This is a genomic window from Gemmatimonadota bacterium (assembly GCA_040388625.1).
In the GTDB taxonomy this organism is placed as follows: Bacteria; Gemmatimonadota; Gemmatimonadetes; order Gemmatimonadales; family Gemmatimonadaceae; genus Fen-1247.
In genome coordinates this window covers 269,592-284,068 of sequence record JAZKBK010000004.1, presented here as the reverse complement: position 1 = coordinate 284,068, position 14,477 = coordinate 269,592, and the positions used below count along the sequence as shown (strand labels likewise).

Genomic DNA, 14,477 nt, shown 5'->3' with positions numbered 1-14,477 from the left:
AGCCGAAACAATACAGGACAGGAGCAATATTGATGGACGAGTTCCTTGCACAGCCGGCGGAAGGTCGCCTGCTGCGAGTGTTGCGTTACCCGGCCACGCACCTTCTCATCGCAATTCTGTGGATGGGTGGCTGGCTGTTCGCGTTGGTTGCCCTGAAGATCAAGCCACCCTTCCTCTTCGAAGTAATCGGCGCAATAGTGATGGTCGTTGCGTATCTCGTGTACGTGCGAGTCGTGGAGCGGCGTGGAGTGCCCGAGCTTGCACTTGGACCGGCGCCGAAAGAGTTCGCCGCTGGCTTCCTGCTCGGTGCTTTACTGTTCACGGTAACGATCGGGATAATCTGGGCGCTTGGTGATTACGCCATAGTGGGCGTCAATCACTGGACCGCGATACTGTCGCCGCTCGCGCTTGGGCTCGGCGCTGGCGTGTTGGAAGAAGTGCTATTCCGCGGCGTCATCTTCCGGATAACCGAGGAGTGGATCGGAAGCTGGGGGGCGCTCGCGTTCTCGTCGCTGCTGTTTGGAGCTGGTCACCTTGCCAATCCTCACGCGACGCTGACGTCTGCGCTCGCTATTGCACTCGAAGCGGGCGTGCTGCTCGGCGCCGCGTTCATGATCACGCGGAGACTATGGTTGCCGATCGGTCTTCACGCCGCCTGGAATTTCACGCAGTCCGGAATTTTCGGTGCACCCGTTTCCGGCACCGTTCCGCACGGTCTGTTCGTGTCGACACTGTCAGGTCCGGCGTGGGCGACGGGCGGAGGATTTGGACCGGAAGCTTCGTTGCCGGCGGTACTTGTTTCGCTCGTATCTGTATGGCTGCTCGTCCATGCGGTCCGATCGGGGCGCGTAGTGCAGCCGATCTGGCGGCGCCGAGCTCGCGACGGCAACAGCTCATCACTATAAATTCCCCCAACATGATCGACTTTGCCAGGGCGCGAGTGCTGGTCACGGGCGGCGCAGGTTTCATTGGAAGTGCGCTCGTTTGGGAGCTCAACAGGCGCGGTTGCGAGCGCATCGTCATTGCGGACTTTCTCGAGACGAGCGAGAAGTGGCGCAATCTCGCACCGCTCACGTTCGAGGATTATCTCGAAGCCGACGATCTGCTGCCGCGACTCGGCGCAGGCTCACTCGGACGCTTCGATGTGGTGCTGCACATGGGCGCTTGCTCATCCACGACCGAGCTCGACGCTGCGTATCTGGTGCGCAACAACTATCAGTTCACGAAAGACCTCGCAGCGTGGACGCTGTCATCCAACGGACGATTCGTGTACGCGTCGTCCGCCGCGACCTACGGCGACGGCGGTGCAGGGATGCGCGACGACGCATCGCTGCCGTACCTGCACACGCTGCGTCCGCTCAATATGTACGGCTACTCCAAGCAGATGTTCGATCTGTACGCGGCGCAACGCGGAACACTCGGCAAGATAGCTGGCGTCAAGTTCTTCAACATCTTCGGACCGAACGAGGATCACAAGGGCGACATGCGCAGCCTCGTGAACAAGGCGTACGGCCAGATCGCGGAGACGGGCGAGATCAGACTGTTCAGGAGCTATCGTCCGGAGTACGCGGACGGCGAGCAGAAACGGGATTTTCTGTACGTGAAGGACGCAGTCAATATGACGCTGCATGTTGCCGCCACCGACGGCGCGAACGGGCTGTTCAACGTCGGTAGCGGCGACGCGAACACGTGGGTCGAGCTTGCGAACGCAGTATTTGCGGCTCTCGGGAAACCGGCGAACATCAGATTCATCGACATGCCGGAGGATCTACGCGCGAGATATCAGTACTTCACGCAGGCTGACATAGGGCGCATGCGGGAGAGCGGATACGCGGCGCCGATAACTCCGCTCGGGGATGCGGTGGGGGACTATGTGAAGAACTATCTGGTGCCGAGGGCGCACCTGGGCGACGTGTGATTGCCAAGCGCGTACCGTAGCGCGGAGTTGCATCGCGGAATCCGATCAGACAGTGGTAAGTGTCGATACAGCGCTTGCGCGGGGTGGGATTCCAGTCACTAAAGCTTTATGGAATCTTGCCGTTGACAGAATTCGCATAGTCCTCAGGTTTGGGTCGGTTGAGGCATTGGCGTTCGCCATAGTGCAGTGGCGACTAATGCGTTGCACGTCGCGTGACATACGTTGTCCCACATTCGGCCGGATCACTGATCATGCTCTTATCAAGGAGAGTTGTGGCAGTCGGAGTCGGCGTTGTAGGCGCAACAATTATTGCCTGTGCGGGTGATATTACATCGCCGAAAGCGGATGCGAAAATCAGTGCGGCAGCCGATTTGGTTGCCAGTACCCACGGCAGACATCAGCATCACACGCACCGAGGTCATCTTCTAGTCGTTGATGAGGTCACTGCTACTCTATCCGACGATCAGGGGCATACTTCCAACCTATCACCAGCCGTCGCTCGTAAGCTCGGTCGCGTCTTCGACAGAATGAATTACATCCAAGATATGCTAGATCGCCTTGCGCGGAATCCAGCCTTCATAACACGTGTCAAGCGAGACAGTAGGCGATCAGTAATGCGCAGAGTGCGCCACGCGACGAGTGCTACGACCTCCGATGCACAAACGCCGTCCGCGAATGTATTAGCCCCCGCTGCAAGTCAGTTGCTTCCCACAACGTCGCAGTCAATAAAGTCCTTGGCACAGTCCGTGATCCGTACGCCGCCTGTCGCCGCAGACGTGGATTATGATGACGATTCTGGATATTCGTGCACCGACATCTCCACGACAATCAACCAGCTCACGCCCGCTTATAGTGAGGCGAAAGCTACCGTCGAAGATGAAATTGATGAGGCGAATCTGAGTGGTGCGTCGATTGTTCTGAATCCTGATGGTACACTGACCATTGATGGCGTCGGTGGCTATACAACTGAATTTCCGGACACACTGGGGGACTGGATCAACCTCGGTGAATTCGAAGCTGACTACGCGGATATGAGTGCGCAGTTGCTGCAGCTCAACATTCTCACGACGCTCTACGGTGCGGATGGATGCTGGAGCCAACCCTTAGATCCGCCGCCAGACCCCAATCAATACGGCTATGAAGGGTCATATACTTCGGACGATGGCACTCAGGATGGCGCGGGCGGTGGAGTCACATGCTATTACGTCGATTGGTACGATGCCGATGGTACGTATCTTTACACCGACAATTATGGCTGCTACGAAAACCAGGATTGATCCAATTCCGTTCCGTGTAGGGAATATGTCGGATTGCACGCCACTCGAGTCCGATTCCCTCGGCACGCGCGCGCAGCATCATGGCGCAACTGATTGCACGTCCGGTGTGAGCTCGTGTCGCAAACTAAGCATAGGAACGTCGATGGTCGTTCTGCTCGCTATGTCAAGCGCACTTCCACATACGGTCTACGCTCAGGCAAACGCCGTGAGAACACAGAGGCAACTGTCAGTTGTTACCGCTACGTATACCGTACACGGCGATACGGTCCGTTGGATCCCCGACCCCGCGCTCTTCGCGAAGATGCGGCACCCGATCGACACCCTCAAGTTCATGTTTCTGGGCGACTCGGCCGTGATGTTTACGCCGCTTGGTGCGAAGGCAGTATCTCCTGCGGTTGCGAAAAACCTGCGGAGAGATTTGCAGGAAGTCGACTACTCTAAGTGCCTGCAAAGCCAGTTATCCGCTCCGTCGAGTTCCAAACCCGATCTGAACATATGCGCACCTCTCATGCCGGTTCCCACTCGCTCGGGTCGGATATCAAGGTCCAAGTTTGTCCAGCATGGCGACACTGTTCGATGGATTCGCGTGCATGATCGGTCCATGTCGGCAGGGAAATCGCTCGGCAAGTCACCAGAGGTGGTAACGGATACGACTGACTTCATGTTTCGCGGCGACTCGGCCGTGATATTCAGACCGCATGGACCGAGAGCCGTGTCCCCGTTCTTCGCGTCAGTTCTCCGGAAGTTGATGGAGTCGGAGAAGGTGACTGAGCCGTTACATCGCTAAGTTGACGGTTGCTGACACTGATCGCACGGGTATTCAGGCCGGCTTGATCCTACCGCGTTGGGGACAATTTGCGAATCGTGCTAAAAATATTGTGCAGCGTACCGTTCGTCGCAGTATTGATCATGCTGCACCATACGTATAGGCGCTCAATTCCGTTCCGGAAGCCCACGCCGGAGATATCTGAATTTCTCCAACGCAGGTCACTGTGGGTGTTCAACTTCAGGAGCTATCAGGTCTCAGGTTACGAAATAGTTGACCGGATGCGGCTCCTGCTGCTGGCACTAGTTGTGACGTGGGCGATCTTCTTCGTGGCCGTGATCGCCATATGATGGGCAGAGAATAGCCATAACATAACTAAAGGAGGCGGTGGGATTCGAACCCACGGAACCTTTCGGTTCTTCAGTTTTCAAGACTGACCCATTAAACCGCTCTGGCACGCCTCCAGTACAACCTGCGCGGACTGCATATCGCCCGCGCCTTCCTGCGCCGCGGATACGCCCCGCGATCCTACGCCGCGGATATATCCGCGCCCTACTGCTGCTGCGCCGTCAAAAGCTCCGCGAGACCTGTGCCGTTGGCCACACGCTGCGTGGTCGCCATGACCTTCTGCGCATCTGCCTGACGGCCGACCTGGAGCAACGCTTCGGAGAGCACTGCACCCGTCCGAACGTACACGTACGGAATCCCGACCGACGGCCGGTCCACCCAGCCGTGACGCGCGGCGAGTGACTTGGGCGCGTCAAAGCTCTTGGTCCAGAGTGAGTACGTCGTCGCGATGTCGAACCATCCGTCGCCCGGCAGATGCACGATCGTCGATGAGGCGGTTGGCGGAGTTGCTACGAGCTTCCGCGCCAGACCGGTCGTCAGGAGATTGTTGCCGAAGCCCATCTCGTCCGGATAGCTGCCATCGGTACGACTGAAGTACACCGGAGTCGACGGAAATGCGTCGCGAATGATGTAGAGCACGAAGAGATCGGCGCGCTCGAGGCCGTGAAAGCCGCCCCCGAGGTCGCGTGGATGCACGGAGAAGTGAAATCCGCTCTTGGTGTTGAGATCCTGCGGTGCATCGAGCGCAACCGCGGGTGGTACCGAATCCGATTGCGTGTAGCTGAGATCGATTATCGGCTTGGTCGGGCGTGTCCACGTGCGACCCGCATATGCGGGCGGCCCGTTCGCAACGTCGTACGGCCGGATAGGATTACGGATCAGCTGGCGCGTGTACCAGTCGGTGTTGAGCAGCGACGTGCACAGCACTGTGACGTCAGGCCTTATGTGCTCGACTTCCTGAGCGTACCAGAGCGGGAAGGTATCGTTGTCGCCCACGGTGATGAGCACGCCGTATGGCTCGACGGATTCGAGCAGATCGTGCGCGAAGTCACGCGTGTCCGTCTGCCCATGCCGCGATGCGGAGCTCCAGTTGCCCCACAGCGGAATCACGGCAAGCAGCAGCAGTGGGGACGCCGCCATCCAGCTCGACTGGCGAGGAACTTCCACAGTCTCGGTTCCCATGCGCACCGGATCCGACCCGAACATCTGGGCGAGTCGCTCCCAGACGTTGAACAGTCCGAGCGCTACCCACACGCTCCACGCGCTGAAGCTCCACAGATAGAAATAATCTCGATCACGAACTTCCCGCGGTACGGCGTCGCCAAGCTCGGGTGCCTGTGAATAGCCATACTTGAAATTCATGTAGTAGATCAGCACCAGCGTCACGGTGAAGATCAGCGGGCCGAAGAACCAGAAACTTCGTCGGTCTCGTTGCCAGTGAACCCAGCCGCCAAGCAATCCCAATAGCAGGAATACCCACGCGAGTGCTTCCTGAGCAGCTGCATGCGTACCGTTGGCGTCCCGCAGCCACTGCCACCTGAAATACGTCCACCACATACCGATCTGCGCCGTGAACGGAACCTGCCTGTCCGTCAGGGCGGGCTTGCCGTACTGAGTGCGGTTGAAGTTGTACATGAACCGGTCGTACGTCAGCTTGCTGAACGTGCAATCTGCGGCGATCTTCGTTACGCAGCCGGTAGTCTCGCCTTCGTTGATCCGCGGGAAGTACGCGGATCTGATCGGCTGCGTGAGGAACGGTGTCATCCCGAGCACGATCGCGAACAATCCCGCCAGCAGGAGCTTCCAGCGCAGAAAGGTGCGCGGACGGATCACGAGCACTGCAACGAACACCGCCGGCAATGCCAGGAAGCCGGCCATGTGATTCGCGTAGCCGAGTCCGCTCAGATATGCTACGAGCACGAGCAAGCGATCGGCCCTGGGTCCGTCGGGATCGTCACACCAGCGCACCGTCAGCCACGCAACGATCGCCATTCCGACGAGCGACACGGTGTACACTTTTTCGTTGACGACCGACTGCGCCCACACGGTAAACGCGGTCGAGCCGATGAGCGCGGCGAGCGCGCCCCCCGCGAGCCGTTGCCATTTGCGCGGCAGCCAGCCGGCGAGCACACGCTCCGCGATCAGGAACCACATTCCCGCCGACACCGCGCTGCACAGCGCAGCGAGGATGTTGATTCGCATCGCCACGTTCGGCGCGATGGGCAGGATCGAGAAGAACCGCCCGAGAATCACGAAGAACGGGTTGCCGGGGGGGTGCGGAAGGCCGAACGTGAAGGCCGCGGCGATGTACTCGCTCGTGTCCCACATCGCCGTGGATGGCGACAGGGTGACGAGGTACAGAACGAAGACCAGCGTTGCGGCGATCGCGGCCGCCCCGTAGGACGGGCGGTAATCGACTTCCGCGATTGTTGTGGCTGTGGTTGCAGACATGGGCAGAAAGATAGGCTAGTGGCGGAACTGGCGTTGACCGGTAAATACCATCGCGATCCCGTGCTCGTTCGCCGCCGCAATGACTTCCGCGTCTCTGATGGAACCGCCGGGCTGGACGATCGCCGTGACACCCGCCTCGGCGGCATGATCCACGCCGTCGCGGAAGGGGAAGTACGCGTCCGAGCCGAGCGCCGCTCCGGCGGTTTCATGGCCGGCGTTGTGCGCCTTGTGAACCGAGAGGAACGACGCGTCCACGCGCGACATCTGGCCGGCTCCGATCCCGATGGTGGCGCCGTCTCGCACGAGCACGATGGCATTCGACTTGACGCTCGCGACCGCCTGCCAGGCGAACGCGAGGTCGTCGCGCTCGCGATCGGTCGGTGTCCGGTCGGTAACGACTCTCCAGTGAGCGTACGGAATGGGCTCCGGTGCGCGGTCCTGCACCAGGAGACCACCGCGCACACGCTTGAAGTCGTACGAGCCGCGCGGCCACGCCGCGGTTCCTTCGAGCACGCGAAGGTTCTTCTTCTTGCCGAGTATGCTGAGGGCATCGGGCGAGAACGAAGGAGCGACGATGCACTCGACGAACAGACTGGACAGCGCTTCTGCTGCTGCAGTGTCGACCGGCGCGGTGAAGGCGATCACGGAGCCGAACGCCGATTGCGGGTCGCACGCTAGCGCCTTCTGATAAGCTTCGAGCGGTGACGCGCCGATCGCGAGGCCGCACGGCGTTGTGTGTTTGATGATCGCGCAACAGGTCTGTCCCGAGAATGCATCGGCTGCGAGCAGCGCGCCTTCGAGGTCGAGCAGATTGTTGAAGCTCAACTCCTTGCCGCCGTGCTGCACGAGCGCGTCGAGCCCCCGTCCCTTCGATTCGACGTAGAACGCCGCGCGTTGCCCTGGATTCTCGCCGTATCTCAACGTCTGCGATCGCTCGAGCGCGATTACGAGCGAGTCGGCGAACCGGTCGCCACGCTCGGACGCAAACCAGGCGGCTATCGCCCCGTCGTATGCAGCCGTGTGCTCGAATACTTTTGCAGCGAGACGCTTGCGCAGATCCTTGTCGTCGTCCTTGGCCTGCAATGCCGCCAGGACTCGAGTGTAATCGGCGGGATCGCAAATCACAGTCACTGCGTCGAAATTCTTGGCCGCCGATCGAAGCATGGCGGGGCCGCCTATGTCGATCTGCTCGACGACGTCATCGGCACTGACGTCGGCACGCGCCGCGGTTTCTCTGAACGGATAGAGATTGACTGCGACGAGATCGATCCACGGGATCGCGTGAATGCGAACGGTTTCAGCGTGCTCGTCGGAATCGCGACGCGCCAGCAGCCCGCCGTGAATCATAGGATGCAGCGTCTTGACGCGGCCGTCCAGCATTTCGGGAAACTGTGTGAGATCGCTTACGTCGCGAACGCTGAGGCCTGCGGTGCGCAGGGCACGCGACGTTCCGCCGGTCGACACGAGATCCCAGCCGAGCTCGACGAGTCCGCGTGCGAATTCCACGAGGCCGGTCTTATCGGAGACTGATAGTAAGGCGAGAGGCATGATGTATGTCCGTATTCAGCGCGTGCTACCGTCGGCAACGACAGTAGCGGCAAGCGCATCGATGATTCGAGGGAAGATGATGTGCTCGACGCGCAGTACCCGTGCCGCAAGGACATCGGGGGTGTCGTTTTCGAGCACGGGGACGGGCCATGTCGCGAGCGGGTGGCCGTCATCGTATAGTTCAGTGACCAGGTGCACAGTCACGGCGGACTCGCGCAGTCCTGCTGCAAGCACCGCTTCGTGCACGCGCACACCGTACATGCCGGCCCCGCCAAATGCGGGAAGTGGGCCAGGGTGCACGTTTACGATCCGGCCGCTGTAGTGCGCGATCACGCCAGGTGGCACGAGACGCAGATATCCGGCGAGCGCAATCAACTGGATGTTGTGTCCGGTGAGGATGCGCATGAGATCGTCTTCTGAACGTGCATCGAACACCAGCGCGTCGATTCCGGCAGTGCGCGCTCGATCGAGCGCACCAGCGCTGGCCCGGTTTGACGCGACGACTACCACTTCGCCGCACGCCGCGTCACCAAGCGCCGCAAAGTGGTCCAGTATCGCCTGCAGATTGGTACCGCCGCCGGATGCAAGAACCGCGATGCGCGTTTTCACAGCTGATCGGGCCCAAGCAGCACGTCGATCGCATCGGCAAGCGATGCAACGATGGTGACGTCCTCGTCCCTCGCGCGTTCGACGTCTTCTGGAGGCGTGCCAGGTCCGCTGATCAGCACCGGCGTGCCGCCAAGCTGATGAAACGGTTCGACGTCACGCCACCGATCGCCAACGTAGCTCGGTGCACTCATGTCGAGTGCGTGCTCGGCGACTGCGCGCTCGAACAGCGCGATGCCGGGCTTGCGGCAACTGCGCGGTCCTGTGAAAGAGGGATGATCGGGGCAGAAATAGGTTGCGTCGATCACCGCGCCACCGTCGCGCAGCAGTTCGTCAAGTCGCCGCTGGGTGAGCAGATAGTCGTCCGTCGTGAAACGGCCACGTCCGATTCCGGATTGATTCGTGATCACGATCACCGGGATGCCTGCGTTGTTGAGGCGTGCAATAGCGCGTGCGGCGCCGGCGAGGAGCTCGACATCCTCCGGGCGAGACAGGTAGCCCACGTCGCGAATGATGGTCCCGTCCCGATCCAGAAAGACAGTCGTTGGCGCCTGGATCATCGAGGGCGGTGGCGCGCGACGGTGCGTACGATGGTGCGTGGGATGCTGCATGCAATGCAGATCAGAACGCTCATCGCGCTGGTCGCACGCGTCGAGTGGTATCGGGCGAGGCCGGCCTGGGCGCTGGTTCTTTCGATGCGCGTGGCTTTTCCGGTTTCGGGACCGTGAAGGTCCGGTCGGACGACAGCTTGCGACCCGTCGGTCCCGTGGCATTCAGTACGTCGAGACGATACGTGGCGCCCGCCTGCAGAGGCTTCGCAACAACAATGATCACGTTGCGCGCGAGCAGCGGGCGGGTAGGCTTCGGCAACACGATCCGGGCTGGTGTGGGACGCCGCTGTGGCACCGGGATCACCGATTGCTGCGCGGGGACGGCTGGCGGCACGGGCAGTGCGTGAGCGGTGTCCTGCTGCTGCATCGCCTTTACCGATACGATCGCGATGCGCGACGAGTCGGGCGCAGTCAGCGTGAACTGCGCCGGCGTGAGCGGTACGCGTGGATCTATGGGTGTATCGAAGCTTGCGTCCAGCGTGACCGAATCCCGCAGGCTCACACTCCCGAGCCTGGGTCCGGTCGAGTCGTGCGCAAAGGTGAGTATCTCGAGGTTGAGCGAATCGGCGAGATCGACAACGGTCGTGTCGAACGCCTCGCCGGGATCGAGACCGCGATTCCGGTTGGCGTCGGCATAGCCACGAACGTGGTACCGCGCGGGTGGAAGTCCGACGAGGCGGTAATGCCCGATCGAATCCGACGCCGTTACGTAAACCACCGACGTATCGGTCTGAGGTCGCACTTCGATCATGCCGCTCGTGACAGGCAATCCGGAAAGCCAGTCGAACATCGTACCTCGGATCGACGTGTTCGGGATCGATGGACCGGTGGAAAAGGTTACGACGGTCGGCGTCGTGCGCACGTTGCCGCGAAGGTCGGCGATGCCCGGAAGTATCGTGACAGTGTACGTCGTGTTTGCGCGCCAGCCCTTGGGCGGATGAATGCTGAGCGACGACCGATGCCACTCCACGTCAGGCTTTCCGCGCTGCGGCGATATGAGTACCAGGTCGCCGAGCGTCGTTGCTCCGGCAGGATGTTCCGAGATCACCTCGTCGAAGTGAATCACGAAATCCCTTCCGCGCACGCCGACGCTGTTCGTGTCCGGCTGGATGCGCGTGATCGCAGGCGGCGTGTGGCGCTCAGGTCCGCCCGGCGGAACGCCCGGAGATGCGCACGCAAACAGCGCGAGCATCGCCAGTGCGTTGAAGACGCTGCTGCGCCTTATCCTCAAGTACCAACCCCGAGCGTAATGACCTTCTTGCGCAACGCCTCGGCGCGCGCGGACCACTCTCGCTCCTTGGCGCGCTCGGCATCGACAATATGTGCAGGTGCACGGGTGGTAAAGGACTCATTGGCGAGCCTGCCGCGCAGTGCAGCAAGCTGACCCTCCAACTGATTCAACTCGACCTCGAGCTTGCGTCGCTCCTGCTCGAGATCGACGAGGCCGCCGAGCGAGATGACTAGATCGCTTCCGTCAGCGAGCAATGTGTGCACGGCGGGTCCATCGACTCGACCCGAAACCGTCAGCGTCGCGCGCGCGAGCTGCCCGATCAGTCCGGCCTCCGTGATGTACAACTCCGGAGTCGGCGTCGCCACGACGACTGCATGAACGACCTTGCCCGGTGTAACTCCATATTCCGCGCGCATTGCACGCAGGGCGTCGACGCATTCACGCACGCGTTCGAATTCGGCCGCACCGCCGTCCGCGCGCACGGGCGACGCGACCGGCCACGTCGCGGTGCAGAGAAGCGGAGAATCTTTCGCCGCGCGCTCCGGCAGTCGTTGCCACAGCGCTTCGGTGATGAACGGAATCACGGGATGCAACAGTCGCAACGCGGCGTCGAAGACGTGCACGAGCACCGCGCGTGCAACGTCGCGGTCATCGCCTTCTGTCGCGACTCGGCTCTTGACGCTTTCGAGATACCAGTCGGCCAGCTCGTTCCACACGAAACGCCGCGCTGTCTCGGCGTACTCGTTCAATCGCAGTCCAGCGTGCAGCTCGCTCCGATCCCACGTGGTGCCAGTTGGACGAGCCGGGCCCAGGGCAGCGTCGCATTCCCCAATCGCGACGTTGAGACGATCGAGAATCCAGCGGTCGGCGCGCGCAAGCCGCGAAGGTTCGATGTCGCTTACGGAAACGACGGGCTCCTCACCAACCTTGGTGAGAAGAAAGCGTCCGATGTTCCAGAGCTTCGTCGCGAAATTGCGGCCCGGCGCGAACGAGCGATCCAGATCGCCCGGATCGAGTACCAGGTCCGCACCCATTCCCATTCCCGAGATCACGGTGTAGCGCAACGCATCGGCACCATAGAGACGCACGACATCGAGCGGATCGATCCCGTTGCCAAGTGACTTGGACATCTTCACATGGTTTGTATCGCGAACCGTTCCGTGCAGATAGATCGTGTGAAACGGAGCGTCGCCCATGAAGGCGTAACCGGCCATCACCATTCGCGCGACCCAGAAGAACAGAATCTCCGGTGCAGTAACGAGATCGTCGGTCGGATAGAACGCCCTGAGATCCGCTGCATCCGCGTTCGGCCAACCGAGCGTGGAAAACGGCCAGAGCCAGGAAGAGAACCAGGTGTCGAGCACATCCTCGTCCTGCCGCACCGGACCGCCGCAATCAGGACACGATGTGACGTCCGTCCGGCTCACGGTCACGCAGCCGTGATTCACGCAATACCAGACTGGGATGCGATGTCCCCACCAGAGCTGACGCGAGATATTCCAGTCGCGAATCCCTTCCAGCCAGTTCACGTACACCGCTTCCCAGCGCTCCGGGAGGATGCGAATGCGCCCGGTACGCACGCCCTCGAGTGCCGGCGCAGCGAGCTCGCGCATGCGCACGAACCACTGGTCCGACAGGCGCGGCTCCACAACCGTTCCACACCGATAGCAATGTCGAACTGCGTGTTGATGTGCCTCGACCTTCGCAAGTGCGCCACTTTCCTTGAGCATCGCTACGATGCGGTCGCGCGCCTCGAACCGCTCCACGCCGCGCAGTTCGGGCGGAACACGTCCCTCGGCATCCGTAACGTTGTCGATGTTGCCTTCCGCCGTCATGATCACCGGCATCGACAGCGCGTGGCGCTTTCCAACTTCGAAATCGTTGGGATCGTGCGCGGGCGTGATCTTGACGACACCCGTGCCGAAGGCGGGATCGGCGTACGCATCCGCAATTATCGGAATCTCGATGCCGGCTATCGGGAGAATGACGGTCCTGCCGATCAGCGATGCGTATCGCTCGTCATCCGGGTTCACCGCCAGTGCGACGTCGCCGAGCATCGTTTCGGGGCGCGTAGTTGCAACGGTGAGCCACTTGCCCGGCTCTCCCACGATCGCGTATCTGATGTGGTAAAGCGAGCCCGCTTCGTCGTCGTGCTCCGCTTCCTCGTCGCTCAATGACGTGAGACAGCGCGGACACCAGTGGATGACGCGGTGACCACGATAGATTAATCCCCGCTCGTGCAGCTGCACGAACGCTTCGCGCACCGCGACCGACAACTCCGGCGACAGCGTGTAAGCAGTGCGCGACCAGTCGCACGACGCGCCGATCGATCGCAACTGTTCGAGGATCGCGCCGCCCGTGTCGGCGACGAACTCCATCGTGCGCGCGATGAATGCGTCGCGGCCGAGGTCGAAGCGTGTCTTTCCCTCGCTCGCCAGCAACTTCTCCACGATGTTCTGTGTCGCGATGCCCGCGTGGTCGGTGCCGGGGAGCCAGAGCATTTCGTCGCCGCACATGCGACGCCAGCGCGCTATCACGTCCTGCACGGTGTTGTTCAATCCGTGGCCGACGTGCAGCACCGCGGTGACGTTTGGCGGCGGCATCACTATGGTGAAGGGCGTGCGATCTCCGCCGCTGCGAGTGGAGCGGGCGGCATCGGCCGTAAATGCATCGGCGGCGAGCCAGCGCTCATACCACTCGCGCTCGGTCGCCGCCGGATCGTACTGAGCTGGAATCTCAGCTGTCGGGGGCGTGGTCATTCAACGCCCAATTTAACGCCTGACGGTAGTGCCGCGCTCAGAACAGATGGTGAGATCGTGACGTCGCGTCGCGCGCCGCGATCTCACGAGGGCCACTACGCGGCGGGCGGTGCCTCTTCGGGATTCGCCACGTTGTCCGCCTTGGGAACGCCGCCCGGCGCCGCGGGCGAACCATCCGCGCGGCCGCGCTGCGACGGCGGTCGCTTGTGCCGCGCCACGATTTCATCGACAGGCTCGGCTGCGGAGCGATAGGCCTCGTCCTCGTTCATCCATTTGTCTTCCAGATTCGGCTTGGGATCCTCGTTCCGGTCGGCCTCCGAGGAGTCGCCCTGGCGCTTCCGCCCCATTCCGACGCCCTGGCCCTCCCAGTGTGCCTCTGTGAGGCGATCCTCGCCGGCGTCGTAACGGTCCGCCGCATCGTTCATCTGGTCTTCTTCAGCTCGTACGGCAAGGCGGTTGAGCACCGTACCCACTCCAGGGGTGCCCCGGGCGACGGTCACGGCGTGCTCGGCCTCACTTGCCGCATACACCCAACCGGTGAGCTCGATGATCCCCTCATCTATGGCGCCGATGTCGATCGCGCGCTCGCTCAGGATGGGATCGTTGTGATATGCCTCGAGGACGCGCTCCTCGAGCTCTTCGAGAGGCGATAACTCCTCCTCTTCATCTTCATCCTCGTCGACGTCGTAGTCCTCTTCGTCGTACTCGTCATATTCGCTGGCGACGAACTCGTCTTCCTCCTGTGCGCCGAGCCGCTCGCGCAGCTTTGTGGCGAGAGCAGAGAAGCCGCCGAATTTCTGCGCGATCACAACGCCCGCGGCGATACCTGCCACCGCGCCGATCGCCAGATACACCAGCCCCTCGCCCGTGCTGGGGCGTTCATCCTGGTGACGGAAGCGCGGGAGGTCGCGCAACCTGTGGCGGAGGTTTTCCTCAAAGGATAGCTTACGCATACGCTCGAT

At 61.5% G+C, this 14,477-nt stretch carries 12 protein-coding genes and 1 tRNA gene; 5 read left to right on the top strand and 8 right to left on the bottom strand.

Annotated features, from left to right (window positions below; all coding sequences use genetic code 11):
- Positions 1-32 precede the first annotated feature (32 nt).
- The 5 genes from V4529_09830 (at position 33) to V4529_09810 (ending at position 4,311) form a co-directional block, all read left to right on the top strand.
- Positions 33-905: a CPBP family intramembrane glutamic endopeptidase gene (locus V4529_09830; GenBank protein ID MES2358626.1), complete on the top strand. Its 873-nt coding sequence runs from the start codon at positions 33-35 to the stop codon at positions 903-905.
- 11 nt (positions 906-916) lie between these two features.
- A complete protein-coding gene (gene rfaD, locus V4529_09825) occupies positions 917-1,918 on the top strand; it encodes an ADP-glyceromanno-heptose 6-epimerase (GenBank protein ID MES2358625.1) in 1,002 nt (333 codons plus the stop codon).
- Between the two features lie 734 nt (positions 1,919-2,652).
- Positions 2,653-3,195, top strand: a complete 543-nt coding sequence (locus tag V4529_09820) for a hypothetical protein (protein MES2358624.1) — start codon at positions 2,653-2,655, stop codon at positions 3,193-3,195.
- A gap of 601 nt (positions 3,196-3,796) precedes the next feature.
- Positions 3,797-3,982 carry a hypothetical protein gene (locus V4529_09815; protein MES2358623.1) on the top strand — a complete coding sequence of 62 codons (186 nt, stop codon included), beginning with the start codon at positions 3,797-3,799 and terminating at the stop codon, positions 3,980-3,982.
- A 77-nt stretch (positions 3,983-4,059) separates the two neighbouring features.
- Positions 4,060-4,311 carry a hypothetical protein gene (locus tag V4529_09810; GenBank protein MES2358622.1) on the top strand — a complete coding sequence of 84 codons (252 nt, stop codon included), beginning with the start codon at positions 4,060-4,062 and terminating at the stop codon, positions 4,309-4,311.
- Positions 4,312-4,340: 29 nt separating this feature from the next.
- Here the strand turns inward: V4529_09810 and V4529_09805 are convergent.
- The 8 genes from V4529_09805 to V4529_09770 all read right to left on the bottom strand — a co-directional run bounded on the left by V4529_09805 (position 4,341) and on the right by V4529_09770 (position 14,468).
- A tRNA-Ser gene (locus tag V4529_09805) sits at positions 4,341-4,425 on the bottom strand.
- Between the two features lie 88 nt (positions 4,426-4,513).
- Positions 4,514-6,760 carry a DUF2723 domain-containing protein gene (locus V4529_09800; protein ID MES2358621.1) on the bottom strand — a complete coding sequence of 749 codons (2,247 nt, stop codon included), beginning with the start codon at positions 6,758-6,760 and terminating at the stop codon, positions 4,514-4,516.
- A 15-nt stretch (positions 6,761-6,775) separates the two neighbouring features.
- On the bottom strand, positions 6,776-8,308 hold the full coding sequence (gene purH, locus V4529_09795; protein MES2358620.1) for a bifunctional phosphoribosylaminoimidazolecarboxamide formyltransferase/IMP cyclohydrolase: 1,533 nt from the start codon (positions 8,306-8,308) through the stop codon (positions 6,776-6,778).
- Between the two features lie 15 nt (positions 8,309-8,323).
- A complete protein-coding gene (locus V4529_09790; GenBank protein MES2358619.1) occupies positions 8,324-8,917 on the bottom strand; it encodes a phosphoribosylglycinamide formyltransferase in 594 nt (197 codons plus the stop codon).
- Entirely contained in the window at positions 8,914-9,474 is a 561-nt protein-coding gene (locus V4529_09785) for an HAD family hydrolase (GenBank protein ID MES2358618.1), read from the bottom strand. Before V4529_09785 ends, V4529_09790 begins: the two co-directional genes overlap by 4 nt.
- Before the next feature lie 70 nt (positions 9,475-9,544).
- Positions 9,545-10,756: an Ig-like domain-containing protein gene (locus tag V4529_09780; GenBank protein MES2358617.1), complete on the bottom strand. Its 1,212-nt coding sequence runs from the start codon at positions 10,754-10,756 to the stop codon at positions 9,545-9,547.
- The gene (locus V4529_09775) at positions 10,753-13,515 is read right to left on the bottom strand and encodes a valine--tRNA ligase (protein MES2358616.1); all 2,763 of its coding nucleotides are present in this window, start codon (positions 13,513-13,515) and stop codon (positions 10,753-10,755) included. Before V4529_09775 ends, V4529_09780 begins: the two co-directional genes overlap by 4 nt.
- A 95-nt stretch (positions 13,516-13,610) precedes the next feature.
- Positions 13,611-14,468 carry a BON domain-containing protein gene (locus tag V4529_09770; GenBank protein ID MES2358615.1) on the bottom strand — a complete coding sequence of 286 codons (858 nt, stop codon included), beginning with the start codon at positions 14,466-14,468 and terminating at the stop codon, positions 13,611-13,613.
- Positions 14,469-14,477: the final 9 nt, after the last annotated feature.